The sequence below is a fragment of the Moorella thermoacetica genome (assembly GCF_001267405.1).
Lineage (GTDB): Bacteria > Bacillota > DSM-521 > Neomoorellales > Neomoorellaceae > Neomoorella > Neomoorella thermoacetica.
Map to the genome: position 1 here is coordinate 2,309,676 of NZ_CP012369.1, position 18,447 is coordinate 2,328,122.

Annotated in this window: 12 protein-coding genes, 4 tRNA genes and 1 pseudogene; 5 read left to right on the forward strand and 12 right to left on the reverse strand. The window is 57.8% G+C overall.

The genetic code is table 11. The features are described from left to right. The first annotated feature begins 177 nt into the window (after positions 1 to 177). The gene (locus tag MOTHE_RS11420; RefSeq protein ID WP_011393780.1) at positions 178 to 1,155 is read left to right on the forward strand and encodes a daunorubicin resistance protein DrrA family ABC transporter ATP-binding protein; all 978 of its coding nucleotides are present in this window, start codon (positions 178 to 180) and stop codon (positions 1,153 to 1,155) included. Between the two features lie 19 nt (positions 1,156 to 1,174). Continuing rightward, positions 1,175 to 1,969, forward strand: a complete 795-nt coding sequence (locus tag MOTHE_RS11425) for an ABC transporter permease (protein WP_011393781.1) — start codon at positions 1,175 to 1,177, stop codon at positions 1,967 to 1,969. A 78-nt stretch (positions 1,970 to 2,047) separates the two neighbouring features. Here the strand turns inward: MOTHE_RS11425 and glnA are convergent, their stop codons facing one another. The 5 genes and pseudogenes from glnA to MOTHE_RS11450 all read right to left on the reverse strand — a co-directional run bounded on the left by glnA (position 2,048) and on the right by MOTHE_RS11450 (position 7,998). Then, positions 2,048 to 3,475: a type I glutamate--ammonia ligase gene (gene glnA, locus MOTHE_RS11430; RefSeq protein WP_011393782.1), complete on the reverse strand. Its 1,428-nt coding sequence runs from the start codon at positions 3,473 to 3,475 to the stop codon at positions 2,048 to 2,050. Between the two features lie 403 nt (positions 3,476 to 3,878). After that, positions 3,879 to 5,606 carry an aldehyde ferredoxin oxidoreductase family protein gene (locus MOTHE_RS11435; RefSeq protein WP_011393783.1) on the reverse strand — a complete coding sequence of 576 codons (1,728 nt, stop codon included), beginning with the start codon at positions 5,604 to 5,606 and terminating at the stop codon, positions 3,879 to 3,881. Between the two features lie 52 nt (positions 5,607 to 5,658). Beyond that, positions 5,659 to 6,312 (reverse strand): cyclase family protein, encoded by a 654-nt coding sequence (locus MOTHE_RS11440; protein WP_080997203.1) that lies wholly within the window; start codon positions 6,310 to 6,312, stop codon positions 5,659 to 5,661. A gap of 61 nt (positions 6,313 to 6,373) precedes the next feature. Then, positions 6,374 to 7,804, reverse strand: a pseudogene (gene zwf / locus MOTHE_RS11445) (glucose-6-phosphate dehydrogenase); the annotation flags it as partial. Between the two features lie 119 nt (positions 7,805 to 7,923). Further along, positions 7,924 to 7,998: transfer RNA gene (locus tag MOTHE_RS11450), tRNA-Gly, on the reverse strand. 306 nt (positions 7,999 to 8,304) lie between these two features. Between MOTHE_RS11450 and MOTHE_RS11455 the strand changes: the two genes are divergently transcribed. From MOTHE_RS11455 to MOTHE_RS11465, 3 genes are all read left to right on the forward strand, one after another. Beyond that, positions 8,305 to 8,380: transfer RNA gene (locus MOTHE_RS11455), tRNA-Lys, on the forward strand. A gap of 7 nt (positions 8,381 to 8,387) precedes the next feature. Further along, positions 8,388 to 8,462: transfer RNA gene (locus MOTHE_RS11460), tRNA-Glu, on the forward strand. Positions 8,463 to 8,467: 5 nt separating this feature from the next. Then, positions 8,468 to 8,544, forward strand: a tRNA-Asp gene (locus MOTHE_RS11465). An 81-nt stretch (positions 8,545 to 8,625) separates the two neighbouring features. On the opposite strand, the gene MOTHE_RS11470 is transcribed toward MOTHE_RS11465, so the two are convergent. The 7 genes from MOTHE_RS11470 to MOTHE_RS11500 all read right to left on the reverse strand — a co-directional run bounded on the left by MOTHE_RS11470 (position 8,626) and on the right by MOTHE_RS11500 (position 18,425). Continuing rightward, entirely contained in the window at positions 8,626 to 10,404 is a 1,779-nt protein-coding gene (locus MOTHE_RS11470) for an L-lactate permease (RefSeq protein ID WP_011393786.1), read from the reverse strand. A gap of 334 nt (positions 10,405 to 10,738) precedes the next feature. Then, the gene (locus MOTHE_RS11475) at positions 10,739 to 11,440 is read right to left on the reverse strand and encodes a FadR/GntR family transcriptional regulator (RefSeq protein WP_011393787.1); all 702 of its coding nucleotides are present in this window, start codon (positions 11,438 to 11,440) and stop codon (positions 10,739 to 10,741) included. Between the two features lie 32 nt (positions 11,441 to 11,472). After that, positions 11,473 to 13,665, reverse strand: coding sequence for an L-lactate dehydrogenase (quinone) large subunit LdhH (ldhH, locus tag MOTHE_RS11480; RefSeq protein ID WP_011393788.1), 2,193 nt, complete (start codon positions 13,663 to 13,665; stop codon positions 11,473 to 11,475). Continuing rightward, complete coding sequence (locus MOTHE_RS11485; protein WP_011393789.1) at positions 13,655 to 14,218, reverse strand: LutC/YkgG family protein; 564 nt, start codon at positions 14,216 to 14,218, stop codon at positions 13,655 to 13,657. Before MOTHE_RS11485 ends, ldhH begins: the two co-directional genes overlap by 11 nt. A 32-nt stretch (positions 14,219 to 14,250) precedes the next feature. Then, on the reverse strand, positions 14,251 to 15,522 hold the full coding sequence (locus tag MOTHE_RS11490) for a (Fe-S)-binding protein (RefSeq protein WP_053095139.1): 1,272 nt from the start codon (positions 15,520 to 15,522) through the stop codon (positions 14,251 to 14,253). A gap of 6 nt (positions 15,523 to 15,528) precedes the next feature. After that, a complete protein-coding gene (locus tag MOTHE_RS11495) occupies positions 15,529 to 16,929 on the reverse strand; it encodes an FAD-binding oxidoreductase (protein WP_011393791.1) in 1,401 nt (466 codons plus the stop codon). A gap of 212 nt (positions 16,930 to 17,141) precedes the next feature. Continuing rightward, positions 17,142 to 18,425: an adenylosuccinate synthase gene (locus MOTHE_RS11500; RefSeq protein WP_011393792.1), complete on the reverse strand. Its 1,284-nt coding sequence runs from the start codon at positions 18,423 to 18,425 to the stop codon at positions 17,142 to 17,144. Between the last annotated feature and the right edge of the window lie 22 nt (positions 18,426 to 18,447).

The window sequence follows — 18,447 nt, forward strand, 5'->3', positions numbered from 1 at the left end:
AGCCCGCCTCCCCCCATAATAAATATGCCCCCGATTAATTCGCTACGCCAGGGAAGTATTACCTGCAAGACAGGAAAAATTATTTGCGGCGGCCAATCCTTGATCCTTTCCTCAGCCCTTGTTAAAATTGATTCCTAAATAACAACGGCTTTAAACCTTAAGAAGGGAAGAAAACCCGTGGCTGTAATCGAAGTCCGGAACCTGGTCAAGCGCTTTAATGATCTGGAAGCCGTAGCCGGGGTCACCTTCAATGTTGAAGAGGGGGAAATCTTCGGCTTCCTGGGGCCCAACGGCGCCGGTAAGTCGACTACCATCAAGATGCTCTGCACCCTCCTCAAACCCACGGCGGGCCGCCTTACCCTGGCCGGGTTTGACGTAGCCCGTGAGCCCGATGCCGTCCGGCGCTCCATCGGCCTGGTTTTCCAGGACAACTCCCTGGACGACCGCCTGACGGCAGAAGAAAACCTTTACCTGCACGGCCTCCTCTATGGCCTCAGCCGGGCGGCCATCAAAGAAAGGATAGTAGAAGTCCTGGCCATGGTCGACCTGGCTGACCGCCGTCGGGACATCGTCCGCACCTTCTCCGGCGGCATGCGCCGGCGGCTGGAGATCGCCCGTGGCCTGTTGCACCACCCCAGGGTACTCTTCCTGGACGAGCCGACGGTAGGCCTGGACCCCCAGACCCGCAGCGCCATCTGGCAGCACATCCACCGGCTGCGCCGGGAAAAAAACATTACCATCTTTATGACCACCCACTATATGGATGAAGCAGAAAACTGCGACCGCATCGCCATCATCGACCACGGCCGTATCCAGGCCCTGGACACCCCGGACAACCTTAAACGCCAGCTGGGGGGCGACGTGGTCACCCTGACGACCATCGACGATTCCCGGCTGCAGCAGGAGATCGCCGGCCGTTACGGGGTCAGGGTAATCAAAGACGAGGAGGGCCTGCGCCTCCAGGTTAGTGACGGAGCCACCTTCATCCCCCGGGTGGCCGCCGATTTCGGCGGACAAATTAACAGTATATCCTTGCGGCGCCCCACCCTGGACGACGTTTTCTTAAACCTTACGGGCCGGGCCATCCGCGAAGAAAAACCCTCGGCTGCCAGCCTCATGCGTCTGAACCGCCGCCACGGCCGCCGGCGCCATTAGGAAGAAGGAGGAAAATTCTATGCAACCTGCCCTGCGGGCCATCTACACCATCTGGTACCGGGAGTTTATCCGCTTCATCCGGGAGCGCAGCCGCCTCATTGGCATGATCGGCCAACCCCTCCTTTACCTGCTCATCGTCGGCCAGGGAATCTCGGCGGCCATGGGTTTCCGGGGTGTACCGGCCAATATCCCTGTAAATTACGTCCAGTTCATGTATCCCGGCATCCTGGGGATGTCCGTCCTTTTTACCTCCATCTTCTCCGGTGTCTCCATCATCTGGGACCGGGAATTCGGTTTCCTCAAGGAAGTCCTGGTAGCGCCGGTACCCCGCTGGGCCACGGCCCTGGGTAAGGCCCTGGGAGGCAGTACCGTGGCCATCGTCCAGGCTGCCATCATGCTCTTCCTGGCACCTTTTGTTAAAGTATCCCTGACCCCCCTGATGATCTTACAGCTCCTGGGAACCCTGTTCCTTATTTCCCTGGCCCTGACCTTCTTCGGTATTGCCATCGCCAGCCGTATGGAAACCATGGAGGGCTTCCAGATGATCATGAACTTCCTGATCATGCCCCTCTTTTTCTTAAGCGGCGCCATCTTCCCTATGACCAATTTGCCCGGCTGGATGAATTTCCTGATGAAAATCGACCCCCTGACCTACGGCGTTGACGCCCTGCGCCGCCTCATCTACGCCGGTGCCGACCCCCGGGTACTGGAGTTCCTGGTCCACTACAGCCTGGGCTTCGACCTAACCGTTATCACCGCGATGGTCCTGATTCTGGGCTTCCTCGGCTCCTGGTCCTTCAGCCGCCAGGAATAGAGCAAATAGGACACTCCTGCACCACCCATAAAAAAACCGCCCCCTGGGTGAGGGGGCAGGCAGTGCTGGTCTTCAGGTTTAAACATCATAATACAAAACGAACTCATAGGGATGGGGACGCAGCTTGATCTGGTTGATCTCCCGCTTTTGCTTGTATTCAATCCAGGCGTTGATGAGGTCCTCGTCGAAGACGCCTCCCTGAAGCAGGAACTCGTGGTCTTTTTCCAGGGCGGCGATGGCTTCCTCCAGGGAGTCGGGCAGGGACTTCACCCTGGCCGCTTCTTCCGGCGGCAGGTCATAGATATCTTTATCCAGGGGCTCGCCGGGGTGGATCTTGTTCTTAATACCGTCCAGGCCGGCCATTAACAGGGCGGCAAAGGCCAGGTACGGGTTGCAGGAAGGATCGGGCGGCCGGTATTCGATCCTCTTGGCGGCCGGGCTGCTGGAGTACATGGGAATGCGGATGGCCGCGCTGCGGTTACGCTGGGAGTAAACCAGGTTGACGGGGGCTTCAAAGCCGGGCACCAATCGTTTGAAGGAGTTGGTGGTCGGGCTGCAGAAGGCCGTCAGGACGGGGGCGTGTTTTAACAAACCGCCGATATAATACAGGGCCAGTTCGCTAAGCCCCGCATAACCATTGGCATCGTAGAAGAGGGGTTCGTTACCCTTCCACAGGCTCTGGTGGACGTGCATGCCCGAGCCGTTGTCCTGGAAAACCGGTTTGGGCATGAAGGTAGCCGTCTTATTATGCTTGATGGCCACATTCTTGACCACATATTTGAACATCATCAGCTGGTCGGCCATCCGGGTCAGGGGGGCGTACTTCATATCGATCTCGCCCTGGCCGGCAGTAGCCACCTCGTGGTGATGGGCTTCCACGGCGATGCCCATCTGCTTCAGCAGCAGGACCATCTCCGTCCGCAAGTTTTGCAGGGTGTCGGTAGGTGGTACCGGGAAATAACCTTCTTTATAGCGCGGCCGGTAGCCGAGGTTGGGATGACCGTTCATTTCCACGCCCGAGTTCCAGAAGCCTTCATCAGAATCCAGGAAATAGTAACCAGCGTACTGGCTCTGGTCAAAGCGGACATGATCGAGGATAAAGAACTCGGCCTCGGGTCCCCAGTAACTGGTATCGGCAATGCCGGTCTCCTTTAGATAGGCTTCAGCCTTTTTGGCCACAAACCGGGGATCGCGGTTGTAATTCTGCCCGGTCATAGGGTCGTAGACATTGCATACCAGGCTGAGGGTGGGCACATCACAGAAGGGATCGATAAAGGCGGTATCGGGGTCGGGAACTAAGATCATATCGCTCTCGTTAATGGTTTTAAAACCGCGAATGCTGGAGCCGTCAAAACCCACGCCGCTGGTAAAAGCGCCTTCATCGAATTCGTCTAAGGGCACACTGAAGTGCTGCCAGGTCCCTGGCAGGTCGATAAATTTGAGATCGACCATCTGGATATTGTTCTTTCGGGCCATCTCAAGTACTTCGCCTGGTGTCTTACTCATGCCGGTAACTCCTTTCCCGTGAGATCAAATTAAACTTTGGTAGCCCAAATCTAGGAGCAACAGGTACGGCTTTTTAAATAGCCTGCCGGTTGCTATTTTGGAGCCTCCTGCTGGTGTCGCATTAACGATACGGAGGTCTTGTTCTAAAATCGCTACCCAGGAACGCTACTATCCACCTCCTCCAGCAGGCCTAAATTAAAAAATAAAAGACGCCAACCAGGGGGTGTTATACCCCCGGGGCGTCTTTGCCCTTACAGACACTCATTGCCTTATTCAATTACAACTCAGCCGGACATCTTTGTCCGTTTATTATAATATACCACCCCGCTGGTTTTGGCAAGTAGAAAATTAAACCCGGTTTATTCGTTCGTTTCCCTTTAAGATACTATTTCCAGGCCAATCCTTATTTGGTCAATTCCCGGCTGAAAGCTACTTTGAACTCCCGGGGCTGGTCCAGGCGCACCAATTCCAGGCTCAGGCGGTCCAGGGTGGCAGGTGTTGGCCGGCCTTCTTCATCCCAGCCGCGACGGCGGTAATAGGCCGTAACCAGGCGTGGTAATTCAGTAAGGGGTCCGGCTGTAATCTCGCCTGCCTCGACACCCTCCCGCAGGAAACGCTCCGGCAGGGTATCGGCTTCCCGGCCCAGGCCTTCCCGCAGGTTAAAGGCCCGCTCCATGGTCAAGCTTCGTTCAGCCGCCCCCTTTAGGTCCTCCGGAGTTACCTCCGTACCTGTTACTGCCGTCATCATCTCAGCCATCTGTTCCAGGCTCAACCACCCGCCCAAGTAGGCAAAGAGGCAACCGACGCCTGTTTCCAGGGCTACCGTCGTTTCCTGGATGCGGCTTACCTGGCCCACCAGGTCTTCCCCTTCCCGGTCGGCGGCGAAGAGGCCGGCATGGAGGGCCTTGCCGTAGCAGTAACTACCCCCCAAGGCCGACACCACCATCCCCAGGCCGTGAAGGGGTCGCACCCTGGGGTCATAACCCGGCATCTCAATACCCTTGATGGTCATGGCGTATTCCCGGGCACCGGAACCAATATATGCCGCCATACGGTCCACGCCTTCCGCGAGAAGATCGCCGATACCGGCCCGGTAGGCTATCATGCGAATTAGCTCCATAGTGGCCTCCGGTCGCTCCCAGCCCAGGTCGAAGCCCTCCGCTTGCAGCAACCCCCTCTGCCGGAGCTCGTAGGCGAAGGCTATGCTGCCGCCGGTCGAGACCGTATCCAGGCCCAGGTCGTTACAGCGTTCATTGGCCATGGTCACCAGGTCGGGATCCAGGTGGCCCGGGTTGGCCCCCAGGGCCCAGTAAGTCTGGAACTCCGGCCCCTTGCGTTCCAGCAACCGCGGCAGATCGACCGGGTCGATATCCGCTTTCCAGGCCCCCTGGAAGTTACGGGTAGGTAGAATAGCCCCCTTCAGGGCTCCCGGCAAAGGCGCCCGGTGGTCCCGGCGTTCGACCAATTCCGCCTGACGGACCAGGATGCGCGACCAGAGGTCTTGCCTGGCTACCGGAACATCGGGTTCTGCTTCCACCACCAGGGCCTTGAGCCTTTTCGCCCCCATGACGGTGCCCACGCCCCCGCGGGCCGCCGTGCTATGGTCGCTAATAATGCTGGCGTAACGCACCAGATTTTCCCCGGCCGGGCCGATACAGGCCACCCGGGCCCCCTGGCCGTGGCGTCGGCGCAGTTCGGCCCGGGTATCCCCTGTACCCTTGCCCCAGAGGTCCCGGGCCGGCCGCAACTCCACCCGTCCCCGGGGACCCAGGTAGAGGTACACCGGTTCCTCCGCGCGGCCCGTCAGGAACAGCATCTCGTACCCCGCGCCGTGGAGCCAGGCGCCGAAATCGCTCCCGCCCACCGAGCGGAAAAAGCCGCCACTCAAAGGGCTTTTTGTTACCACCAGCCAGCGATTGACTCCCCTGGCCCCGCTGCCGGCCAGGGGCCCGGCAACAAAGATTAAAATATTCTCCGGGCCCAGAGGGTCTACCCCGGCGGTCCCTTCGCCGTAAAGGTAACGTGCTGCCAGGGGGCGGCCGCCGATAAAGTCCCGGCAGACCCGTGCCGGGATTTCTTCCTGGCGGATATTGCCGTCGCTTAAACTTACCCGTAAAATTTGCCGCTCCATCAAAAACACCCCGCCAATACTTTTCCTTTAGTATCGGCAGGGTGCTGCCGGCCTATTCTCTATCCAGCAACACGACCCGGGCCGGGGACGCTTCGGCTCCCAGGAGGCGCAGGGGCAGGGCCAGCATCTGATAAGCGCCGGGAGGCACCTCTCTCAGTCTGAGGCCCTCAATGATAATGATCCCTCGCTCCAACAAAGTCCGGTGGGTCGGGTAATCAGGCTGGTCCCGCTCCATCCCCAGGGCATCCAGGCCGACTCCGCGAACCCCTGCTTTAGCCAGGTGGGCAGCGGCCCCGGCATCCAGGTAGATAAAGTCGACTTCATTGCCGGCAGCCCAGGAGTTTTTAGTTTTCAACAGAATAAAATCGCCAATCCGGACCGGCTGGCCCGCCAGATCCCCGGCCGTAATGCGGTCGTTGACTGCCGTCAGGTCCAGCACCCGGCAGGAGCCGATTAAATACGACAGGTCCAGGTCGGCGGTGGTGCCCCCGCCCGGGATCACATGGGCGGGAGCATCGATATGGGTGCCGGTGTGGGTATCCAGGAGCCAGCGCGTTTCCCGCACGCCGTTTTCATAGTTACGAGTTATTTCCGTTTGCGGTTGCTTTTCCGCCCTGTTTTTGTAGACCGGCATACCGGGGTATATGGGCATGGATATGTCGTAGATCCGCAAGTTTTTCACCTTAAGAAATCGATTCTGCTCCATTTTCCTCCCACCAGCGGCGAGCATCGCAAATTAATAGTCTCTGGGCCGCTGGCGGCCCCTACTGGCCGGCGGCGTAATTGGGAAATTGCGGCTGCCCCTGAGCCGCCCACGCGGCCGATATGGGATCGACAAACTTCCAGGCCGCCTCCACCTCATCCCAGCGGGTGAAAAGGGTAGGGTCCCCCCGCATTACATCATAAAGCAGGCGCTCATAGGCCTCGGGGGAATTAACCCCCACCTCACAATTCTGGCAAAAATCCAGGCGGATGGGTACGATGTAATTATTATTCCCCGGCCGCTTGGCATTGAGCTGAACGTAGACGCCTTCCAGGGGCTGGACGCGGATGACCAGGAGATTGGGGCGTAATTCACCGTATTCCTTAAAATACAGGATATCCGGCAGGGATTTAAACTGGAGGATAATTTCCGTCACTTTAAGCGGCAGGCGCTTGCCCGTACGCAGGTAAAAGGGCACGCCGGCCCAGCGGAAGTTATCTATGAAAAGCTTTAAAGCGACAAACGTTTCCGTCGTGGAATCAGGGGCCACTTCCTTTTCCTGGCGGTAAGGCGGCACCATCTGCCCATCTATCTCCCCGGCACCGTACTGGCCGCGGATGGCGTTCTTGCTGACTGCCGCCGCATCCAGGGGTTTCAAAGAACGTAGCACCTTTACCTTTTCATCGCGAATAGCTTCAGTGGCCAGGCTGGCCGGTGGTTCCATGGCCACCAAAGTCACCAGTTGCAGGAGGTGGTTCTGGACCATGTCCCGCAGCGCCCCGGCGCGGTCGTAGTAGCCGCCCCGGTTCTCCACACCCACCGTTTCCGCCGAAGTAATTTGGACGTGGTCGATATATTTATTATTCCAGACCGGTTCAAAAAAAGTATTGGCAAAGCGGATGACCATGATGTTCTGGATCATTTCTTTCCCCAGGTAATGGTCAATGCGGTAAATCTCTTCTTCGCTGAAAGCCTCCCGCAGCTGGCGGTTTAATTCTGTCGCCGAAGGCAGGTCATGGCCGAAGGGTTTCTCAATAACGACCCGCTGCCAGCCCCGCGCTGGTACCAGGCCTGTTTCCTTTAAGCTCCGGATTACGGGGCCAAAGTGTTCCGGGGCCACGGCCAGGTAAAAAATGCGGTTGCCCCGGGAGCCCGCCGCCTCCTCCAGTTCCACCAGGAACTGTCCCAGGCGGGTATATCCCTCCGGGTCATAAATGTCGGTTCGGAAATAGTGCAAACGGGTGGCAAAGGGCTCAAAATAGGCGTCCAGGGAAGCGGCGCGGCGGGAAAAGGTCTCCAGGGACGGCAGTAATATCTCCTGCCGGAAGCTATCCCGGGTAAAACCGCACCGGCCCACAGCTATTACCCCAAGAGCCGGCGGCAGGAAACCATCGACAAAAAGGTTGAATAAAGCCGGGTAAAGCTTGCGCCGGGCGAGGTCCCCCGTGCCGCCAAAGATCACCAGCAAGCTGTTGTCCAACCGATCCGGGGCCATAATATCCGCCTTTCCACCAATTTCCCTACTATTTTGTGCTCCAGGCCTGGTTTTTATTTTTTATTGATAGAATCAAAAGGAGCCCGCTAAAACAGCGGACTCCTATACGTTGATTTTTTTGGAGCGGAAAACGGGATTCGAACCCGCGACCCTCGGCTTGGGAAGCCAATGCTCTACCACTGAGCTACTTCCGCTTGTGGATTTTATTTTACTCCTTTCCTTTTCTTTTGTCAAGTTAATAACGGCTCTATGTCACCGGACAGTGATATTGTCACCCTGTAAGCGGACTGAGAAAATGTCACTATGAGTAATCTCTTACCCGCCAGTCAAGGGGGGTGACATTTTCTCTGTCCCTTGACAGTTAATAACCATCTGGCTTGTCAAGCATCGACGAAAATGACCGCTAAAACCCATCTGGGCGTCTGCCAGGGAAGTGGCAAAATCAGGCCTGCAAATTTTCCTTGACAGAGGCAGTATAACCGTATATGATAAAAAACTGTGGGCCATTAGCTCAGGCGGTAGAGCACCTGACTTTTAATCAGGGTGTCGGTGGTTCGAATCCACCATGGCTCACCAAACATACGGCCCGTTGGTCAAGAGGTTAAGACACGAGCCTTTCACGCTCGTAACGGGGGTTCGATTCCCCCACGGGTCACCAATTCTGGAGCCGTAGTGTAGTGGTCTAACATGTCGGCCTGTCACGCCGAAGATCGCGGGTTCAACTCCCGTCGGCTCCGCCAGGAAAGCCAAAAGCCCCGGAAAGGGGCTTTTTGGCACCAGGCCCACCAGCTGTTACCGGTGGGCCTGGTTTTTACCGAACATCATTTTCCGGGCGTATAGACGCCACGGCTGCCCCGACTGCGGTTGCCCGAAGCAACAATTACCGCCAGGATAATAATAACGATAATAGTACCGGCAAGGATACTCACCCCGTTGGCCAGGTTTACTTTGACGGCGGTAGCAGTTGCCATCTGGGTCAAGTCGCCGTGGGCCGGGATCATCCATTTGAAGATATAGGCCTGGAGGACTGTAATGATGCTGATAATGACCGTCATCAAAATGCTAGGTACGATGGCGAAGCGGAAGAGATCACCTTCTTTACCCACATAGCCGGTAGCAGCCGTAGCCACGGCGATGGTCTGGGGGGAGATCATTTTCCCGGTGACGCCGCCGGAGGAGTTAGCAGCCACTGTCAATACCGGGTCGACGCCGATATTCTGGCCGGTAATATACTGGAGTTTTCCGAACAGGGCGTTGGCGGACGTATCACTACCGGTAATAAAAACCCCCAGCCAGCCCAGGAAAGGCGCCACAAAGGGGAAGGCCTTGCCAGTGACCGTCAGGGCTTGGCCCAGGGTGGTGCTCATGCCGGAAAAGTTGGCTATATAGGCATAACCCAGGACCATAAATATAGTGAGGACGGCGTAGCGCAGGTCGTATAAGGTCTCGCCGAAGATCCGCAGCCAGTCACCAAAGCGCATTCCCAGGATTAACATGGAAATAAAGGCGGCAAGGAGGATACCGGTGCCTGCTGCCGAAAGCCAGTTAAAGGTGAAGATGGCGTCCATGGCCTTGGAAGCACCCGCCTTGATAACAGCCTGATGCAGTCCCGGGATGGCGAACTTGACAGTAACCTGATCCAGCACAGCCTTCACCGAATTAATACCCCAGTCACCCACCATTAAGGTGAGGATAATAAAGGGCATCCAGGCCTTGAGGACGGCACCGGGCGTGTGATGGTTCCGGGTACCCTTCACTGCCGGTTCGTTGGGGAAACGCCAGATATTCCTGGGTTGCCAGACACGCAGGAACAGGAGCAGGCAGACTAGAGAAAATAGGGCGGAGATAATATTCGGTAACATGGGGCCTAAATAGTTGGCCGAAAACCACTGGCCAAGGGCAAAGGAGCCGCCGCTAACCAGGCAGGCCGGCCAGGTTTCTTTGACACCCTTCCATCCCGACATAATGGCCACGAGCCAAAAGGGAACCAGGACGGAAAGGAATATCAACTGGCGGCTAATCATTTTGCTCAAAAGCATGGAGTCGATGCCGGACACCTGGGCCAGGGTGATAACCGGTACCCCGATACCACCGAAGGCCACCGGCGCTGTGTTGGCCAGCAAGCAGATGCTGGCGGCATAAATAGGATTGAACCCCAGGCCGGCCAGCATGGCCGCGGTAATGGCCACGGGGGTGCCGAAACCGGCCGAACCCTCGAGGAAGGCGCCAAAGGAGAAGGCAATCAGGAGGGCCTGGAGGCGCCGATCTTCGGTAAGGCCGGCGATGGAATCCTTGATCACTTCGAACTGACCGGTCTTCACCGTAATCTGGTATAAAAAGACAGCGGTTACTACAATCCAGCTGATGGGGAACAGGCCGTACAGACCACCATTGAGGAAGGAAAGGACGGCCAGGCCGGCAGGCATCCGGTAACCTAAAATGGCGACAATAATTGCTACTACTACCGTCAGGAAGCCGGCAATATGACCCTTCATCCTTCGGATAGCCAGGGCATAAAACAGGAAGAGAATGGGGATAACAGCCAATAAAGCCGACAGCCCCAGGTTATTAACCGGGTCATAAACCTGTATCCAGGGCATTGTTTCATTGCCTCCTTACCATGCCATGTATTAAATTTCAAATATACTGTTATGGCATCCAGGTGTTCAGACCGGACACTTACCAAAGTGCGTTGCTGTTGACAACCGGATGCTCCCCTAACAAGGAACCTCCTTTCCCTTTAAACTACCACCGGGAGGAGAAACTGCACCCAGGCCTTTTTAGTACCTCTACCGCGTTCCACCCACTAGTATGTTTATTTATTATTTCTCCCTTTTATGTCAATTATAATCCATACAACAGTTGAATCATGGCCTCATTTTTATAAACCTTAAATATCACCAATAAAAACAGATTGGCTAATTTTTGACCCCATTATTCTTTTTGCAACTCCTTTTCGACAAAGCGCAGGTGCTGGCAGATAGCCTTCCTGGCGGCCCGGGGGTCATGGGCTTTGATGGCTTCATAAATCTGATTGTGCTGGGCAAAAAGCTTTTCCGGGTTGCCCGCGGTGGTATAAAGGCGCTGGCGGCTGGTCTTCAGGGCCTGGCGCATGGTATCGGAAACTGTATGCATCAGGCGCGCCAGGACGGAGTTGCGGGCCGCCTCGGCAATGGCCAGGTGGAAACGCAGGTCTGCCTCTTCACCCAGAATGCCCCGCTGCAGGTCATGCTCCATCTCCTTTAAAAGCTCCTCCATCTTTTCCAGGTCCTCCGGCCCGGCGCGGCGGGCCGCAAGATATGCGGCCTCGCCCTCCAGGGCCTGGCGGGCTTCCAGAAGTTCCATAGCAGCCTGGCGGTCCAGGAGCAGAGCCATGGCCAGGGGTTCAACTATGGCCCCGTTGCGGATATTCTGGACAAATGTGCCTTCTCCCGGCCTGATAACAATTACTCCCATGGCCGCCAGGGCACTCAGGGCTTCCCTGACGGAAGCACGACTGACGGCCAGGCGTTCGGACAATTCCCGTTCCGAGGGCAGGCGGTCCCCCGGTTTCAGGTTACCCTCGCCAATGAGATCTTTAATCTGCTGGACGATCTCTTCGTAGATTTTTTTAGTCCTGATAGGTCTCAGGTCCACCTGTCCCCACCTCCGGGAATAAAATCGGGGAGTTATTTACTGTTCCCGCCACCCTGCAAGTTCTCCAAGGCCGCCAGCACCTCAGCCGTATGCTTGACCTTGATAGAGCTGCCCTTCTGATCCAGGCCGCCGCGTAGCTGCAGGACGCAGCCCGGGCAGTCCGCAGCCACCACTTGCGCACCACTTTCGGTAATATTTTTCAGCTTGCGTTCCAGGATAGGGGCGCTGATCTCCGGGTACTTGATGCTATAAGAACCACCAAAACCGCAGCAGCGGTCGCTTTCCTGCATCTCTACCAGTTCCACCCCCGGCTGTTCCTTTAAAACCTGCCTGGCCACCTGGTCCAGGCCCAGGTGCCGCTTGAAATGACAAGAGTCATGATAGGTAACCTTTACTGCCCCGCTGCCGGATTTTTTAGCCTGCTTGACCTTTTTCCCCTGCCCGCCAGTTAATTCATGGACCAGCTCGGTAAAGTCTTTTACCTTCTTCGCCAGGGCCCTGGCCCGCTCCTCCCAGGCCGGTTCGCCGGCCAGGAGCTCGGGAAAGTCCTTTTTCAGGGCCACGGCGCAGGTAGGGCAGGCGGTGACCACAACATCGGCCCGGGCCTCTTCCAGCGCGGTAATATTTTGTTTGGCCAACTTCACCGCCGTCTCCCGATCGCCGGCATAAACTGCCGGGGCACCGCAGCAGGCCTGGCCCTGGGGAAATGTTACCTGCACCCCTTCCCGCCCCAGCACTTTATAAACAGCCTCACCGATCTCCGGGTAGGCAAAGTCAATTACGCAACCGCTGTAAAAGGCGGCCTTGAGACGCGGCCTGCCGGTACGGGCCTCCAGGCGTTTGACCCGGTCCCGCAGGGGCTCCTTAGCAATGGCCGGCAGGCTGCGGCCGGAGGTCAAGTTGCTGAAGAAGAGAGGCAGGTGCCGGATCAGGGGCTGGCCGTGGGTTACCGGACCCTGGAGGCGGGAGGCCGCCCGCAGGAGGGTGTGCATCAGCTTCGGTTTAGCCACTATGCCGTGGAGGGCGATCCGGTAGCCGCTGGAAAGCCCCTGCTTCGTGACGACCCGCTCCCGAAGCTTCAACACCAAATCGGGGATATTAATCTTTGCCGGGCAGACCTCGGCACAGCGCCGGCAGCCGATACACAGGCTCTGGGGGTCGACGGCGTCTTCCAGGGAATTGAAGAAGGCCGTGAGGACACTGCCGATACCGCCGTTGTAAATATAACCATAGACCTGGCCGCTGACCAGCTGGAAGACCGGGCAGACGTTGGTGCAGGAGGCGCAGCGGATACACTGCAGGGCCTCCTTGAAGACCGGGTCGGCGGCCATCCTGGTGCGCCCGTTGTCCAGAAGAACGACGTGCAGTTCCTTAATACCCTCGCCTTCGCCCCGCCAGGCCGGCACCGGACCGGTGATCATGGTTACGTAACTGGTAATGGGCTGAGCCGTACCGCTGCGGGGCAGGGCCTCAAGGATGGGAACAATATCTTTAATGCTGGGCACCAGCTTCTCGTAGCCGACAATGGCCACGTGAACCGGTGGTACAGTAGTAGTCAAGCGGGCGTTGCCTTCATTGGTGCAGAGGACAATGGTCCCCGTTTCAGCCACGGCAATGTTGGCGCCGCTGATGCCCATGCCGGCAGTCAGAAATTTTTTCCTCAACTCCCGGCGGGCGATACGGACCATATTTTTAATATCAGGTTCTACCGGTTCACCCAGGTAACGGCTGAAGACCCGGGCGACCTCCTCCTTGGGGAGGTGAATGGCCGGCATGACCATATGGGAAGGCCTCTCCCCGGGCATGAGCTGGAGGATCCACTCGGCCAGGTCGGTTTCGTAGGGATTGATACCCCGTTCCTGGAGGAATTCGTTCAGGTGGATCTCTTCCGAAGCAAAGGACTTGGACTTGACGATTTCTGTAACGCCGTGTTCTTTAGCTACCTGGTAGATATATTCCCTGGCGGCCGCTGCGTCCTTAGCTCGGAACACCTTGCCGCCTCGGGCCTCCACCGCCCGGCTGAACCGGTCGGCCAGTTCCTCGTAACGGCCGGCGGCATCAGCCTTGATAGCGGCAATCCTCTGCCTTAAGGATTCAAAATCCCGGCCGGCATAAACCTCTTCCCGGGAAACTACATAGGAATCGGCAAAGCGACCAAGGGCTCCCCGCAGGCTGGCGTTATTCAGGGCCTGCCGGATACGTTGCTTGAATTCTTTACCGGCCACGGCTGGCACCTCCGTTTTCGCCTACCAGGATGATGAACAGCCTCTCTGGCCCATGAACACCTACGGTCAGGCTGCGTTCTATGTCGGCCGTGCGGCTGGGACCGGTAACCAGGGTGAAATAGCCGGGCCAAGGGCCCCGCTCCAAATAGGCGTCGATTACTTCGGTCAAATTGGCCCGGACCCTCTCCGCCGCGAGCAGGGCCACGCAAGTCAGGGGTAACATAGCTGCCAGGCGGGTTTTCAGGTCGGTGGCGTCCATGGCCAGGGTCCCTGTCTCGGCGATACCGTACTCAAACTCGACGATACCAGTATCGGCCTGACGGGCAAATTCCGGTCCGTCCTTTTCAACGTTGAATCCTGCCCCGGCCAGGGCCGCCTCCACCCCGGCTGTTTTCACCAGGGGGGAGTCCACCAGGGCAATCTTTGATCCCAGGGGACGTAAAACCTCCACCAGTTTAGCGCCAATTTCGCCCGGACGGGCTGCCTGGATCACCCGGGCGCCCATGGCTTCGGCCTGGCTGGTGAAGGAAGTAATGAGTTCCTGAGATTTCAAATATGACCCTCCCCGTAAATAGAGGCGTGAAGCTAATTGGCGGTAATACCGTAAGCCTGTTCTAGAAGTTGGACTACGTGGAAGACACTGGGGGACAGGCCGGCCTGGGCCAGGCCGTCTTCCAGTTGCATGCGGCAGGCCGGGCAGGCGGTGACCACCGTACCGGCGCCGGTGGCCTTGATAGCTGCCACTTTGTGGGCCTGGACCTGCATGGAAACATCGTAATTAGTCAGGCTGAAGGAACCGGCACTGCCGCAGCAGCGATCGGCATTCTTCATTTCCACCACTTCCACCCCCGAGATGGAACCCAGGATTTGCCGCGGCTGGCGGCTAATCCCCTGGCCCCGCACCAGGTGGCAGGGATCGTGGTAAGTCACCTTTAAAGGCAGACTGCCGGTCGGCACGCGGTAATCAATCTCCACCAGGAATTCATTGATGTCCCGGGCCTTTCTGGCCATCTGCCCGGCAACCTCCCCCAGGGGGCCGTTATCCATGAGGCTGGGATAGTATTGCTTCCAGGCCTCGCCACAGGTAGCGCAGACAGTGACCAGGTAGTCAAAGTTATATCCCTGAAAAATATGCAGGTTGGAAGCAGCCATCTCCCTGGCCGTAAGGACGTCGCCGTGGACCAGGGTGGGTATACCGCAGCAGTGTTGGTCCCGGGGGATTATAACTTCGATATCGTTGGCCAGGAGGACGTTGACCACTGCTCGGCCGATATCAGTGTAGATATAGTTCTCCAGGCAACCTGTGAAAAAGGTTGCCCTGGCCCGGGGCTGCACCGGGCGGATAACCTCGGGGAATTCCTCTCTCAATGTGCGCCTGGCCAGGGGCGGCAGGACCCGTCTCAGTTCCAGTCCTATAGGAAAGCGGGGGTTACAGCGCTGGATTTCCGGCCGGTAACGCAGGGCGAAGGACTGGAAATGACGACCGGTCTTCAAAGCCGTATCGAAGAGCCAGGACCGCTTTAAACCCTGGAAGATAACCTTTTTTAACCAGGGTAGCCCTTTTTCCCGCACCATGGCCGCCCGCGCCGCCAGTACTACCTTGTCCACCCGGACGCCGCTGGGGCAGTTGGCCACGCAGGCCATACAAGTGAGGCAAAAGAGAAACTTTTCAGCTAGGGAATGGGTGGCCGGAATTTCTCCCCGCAGGTAGGCGTAGGCCAGCTGGACCTTACCACGGGCCACAGCCGCTTCCCGCAGGATCTCTTTATACAGAGGGCAGACTGCCTGGCAGTTGCCGCACTTCATGCACTTGGCCATTTCTTCGCCAACCAGGGCCAGGTCATCTAAATAGCTCACGGCCCCTCACTCCTTCGCTGGGACCGGACCAACGAGTTTGCCGGGATTGAGTAACCCCAGGGGATCCAGGGCTTGCTTGATCCGGCGCATGACGTCCAGGCCGTTGGCGCCAAACTCGAGTTCCATATACTTCTGCTTGGCAATACCGATACCATGTTCACCGCTTAAGGTTCCGCCCAGTTCAACGGCAGTACGGAAAATCTCATCGACGGCACTGTGTACTCGCTGCATTTCTTCCCCATCCCGCTCGTCACAGGTAATGGTTGGGTGCAGGTTGCCGTCGCCGGCATGGCCATAAGTGGCGATGGTCAGGTTATATTTTTGGGCAATCTTCTCCAGAGCCAGGAGCATAGCTGGTATCTGGCTACGGGGAACAGTGGCGTCTTCCAATACGGTAGTGGGCCGCAGGCGTGCACAGGCCGGCAGGGCAGCCCGGCGGGCGGTCCACAGGTTTTCCCGTTCGGCATCGTCCCGGGCGACCTGGACCTGGCCGCCGTTTTCCCGGCAGACCCGTTCAACGATAGCCGCCTCTTTGGCGACAACCTCCGGAATACCGTCCACTTCCAGCAGGAGTACGGCCGCCGCCTCTACCGGAAGGCCGGCGTGGCAGTATGCCTCCACTGTACGAATGGTAACATTATCCATAATTTCCATAGTAGCAGGTATAACCTTGTTGGCGATGATCTCGGTGATGGTCCTGGCGGCCCCCTCCATCCGGTCAAAGACGGCCAGCATGCTCCGCCGAGCTTCCGGCGCCGGGATCAGGCGCACGGTAATGGCCGTCATGATCCCCAGGGTTCCCTCACTACCGCAGAAAAGTTTCACCAGATCGTAGCCGCTAACATTCTTTACTGTCTTCCCACCGCAATGAAAGACGGTGCCGTCGGCCAGAACGACCTCCAGCCCCATGACATAATCCTTGGTAACCCCGTACTTGAGGCCCCGCAGGCCCCCCGAGGACTCTGCCACGCTACCGCCCATGGTAGCAGTGGTCACACTTCCGGGATCGGGCGGGTAGATAAGACCATGGGGGGCGACGGCGTCATTAAGGTCCTGGACAACCACCCCCGGCTGAACGGTGGCTGTCAAGTTTTCAATATCCAGCTCCAGGATCTTGTTCATCTCGGTAAAAGAGACGACCAAGCCATCTTCCCGGGGAATGACCCCGCCGCTCAAATTGGTACCTGCACCCCGGGGGTAAACCGGCACCCGGTACTCCGTAGCCAGGCGCATAATGGCTACCACTTCTTCCGTCGACCGCGGCAGGGCCACGGCCAGGGGCAGGTGTTTGGCCTGGGCGGCCGCAGCATCAAAGGCGTAGCACCAGCGGTCCTCCGCTTCCGTGATGAGCCGTTCCCGACCCAGGATACCTTCCAGTTTCTTCAGCAATTCCTTTTGCGCCGTCAAGGCTTAAGCCTCCCCCCTATGAATTTCGCCTCTGGCCAGCTACCATGTGCTTGTTGTCACAATATCTTAAGGCTCTTAATGGTCTGTCAATTTTGTCTGGCCTGACCACCTGATGGTTCTATTATAGCATTTTTTTGGGGCAATTCAATAAGTATTTTTCGGGAAATAAAAAAAGAAGGGCCAACGCCCTTCAAACGGAATATTAAAAACGGTTAAAAAGGACTCTCCAAAACAATGGTCTGGTCCCGGCGCGGGCCCACGGCGATGAGGTGGACGGGAACGCCGGTGAGCTCTTCCAGCCGCCGGATATAACGGCGGCAATTAGCCGGGAGGTCATCCAGGGACCTAGCGCCGGTAATGTCTTCGTGCCAGCCCGGGAGTTCCTCATAAACCGGTTCGCACTCCTCTAATGCCTTCAGGCTGGCCGGAAAATCTTCCCCCACCGTCCCCCGGTAGCGGTAACTGGTACAAATTCTTAAAGGATCAAGGCCCGTCAGGACGTCCAGCTTGGTCAGGGCGATACCCGTCAGGCCGTTTACCTCGGCAGCATGGCGCAGGATAACCGTATCCAGCCAGCCGCAGCGGCGCGGTCGCCCGGTGGTGGTACCGAATTCCATGCCCTGTTGCCTCAGGGCGTCACCGGCAGGCCCGGTAATCTCCGTAGGGAAGGGGCCGGAACCCACCCTGGTGGTATAGGCCTTGACCACGCCAATGACCTTGTCGATGCGTGTCGGGCCGACGCCGGCGCCGATGCAGGCCCCGCCGGCAACGGGATAGGATGAAGTCACAAAGGGATAGGTTCCCTGATCCAGGTCCAGGAGGGTCCCCTGGGCGCCTTCAAAGAGAACCTTACGCCCCTCCTGGAGGGCCCGGTTCACCAGGCGAACGCTGTCGGCAATCAGCGGCCGCAGGCGCCGGGCGTAACCGGCGTATTCCTCCAGGATGGCCTGGAGATCATATCCCGGCCGGTCATAAATCTTAGCCAGGAGTTCATTGGTGGCAGCCAGGTTATGGGCCACTTTGGCGCTAAACTCCTCCCAGTCCAGGAGGTCGCCCACCCGGATACCCGTCCGGGCGGCTTTATCCACATAGGCCGGGCCGATACCCCTTTTGGTGGTGCCAATCATGGCCGCACCGCGGTGTTCCTCCTCGGCGGCGTCCAGGCCTTTGTGGTAGGGAAGGATCAGGTGAGCCCGGTTGCTGATCTTCAGACCGGAGGTATCCACGCCCCGGGCCGCCAGGCCGTCTAACTCCTCCACCAGGACCGCCGGGTCGAGGACTACACCGTTACCGATAATACAGAGCTTGCCGGGGTAGAGGATACCCGAAGGCACCAGGTGCAGTTTAAATTCCTCATGGCCGACCATTACCGTATGGCCGGCGTTGCTACCTCCCTGGTAGCGAATCACCACATCGGCCCTTTCAGCCAGGTAGTCTGTGATTTTTCCCTTACCTTCATCGCCCCACTGGGCGCCAACCAGTACTACCGCTGCCATCAAGGCACCACCCTTCGATTTT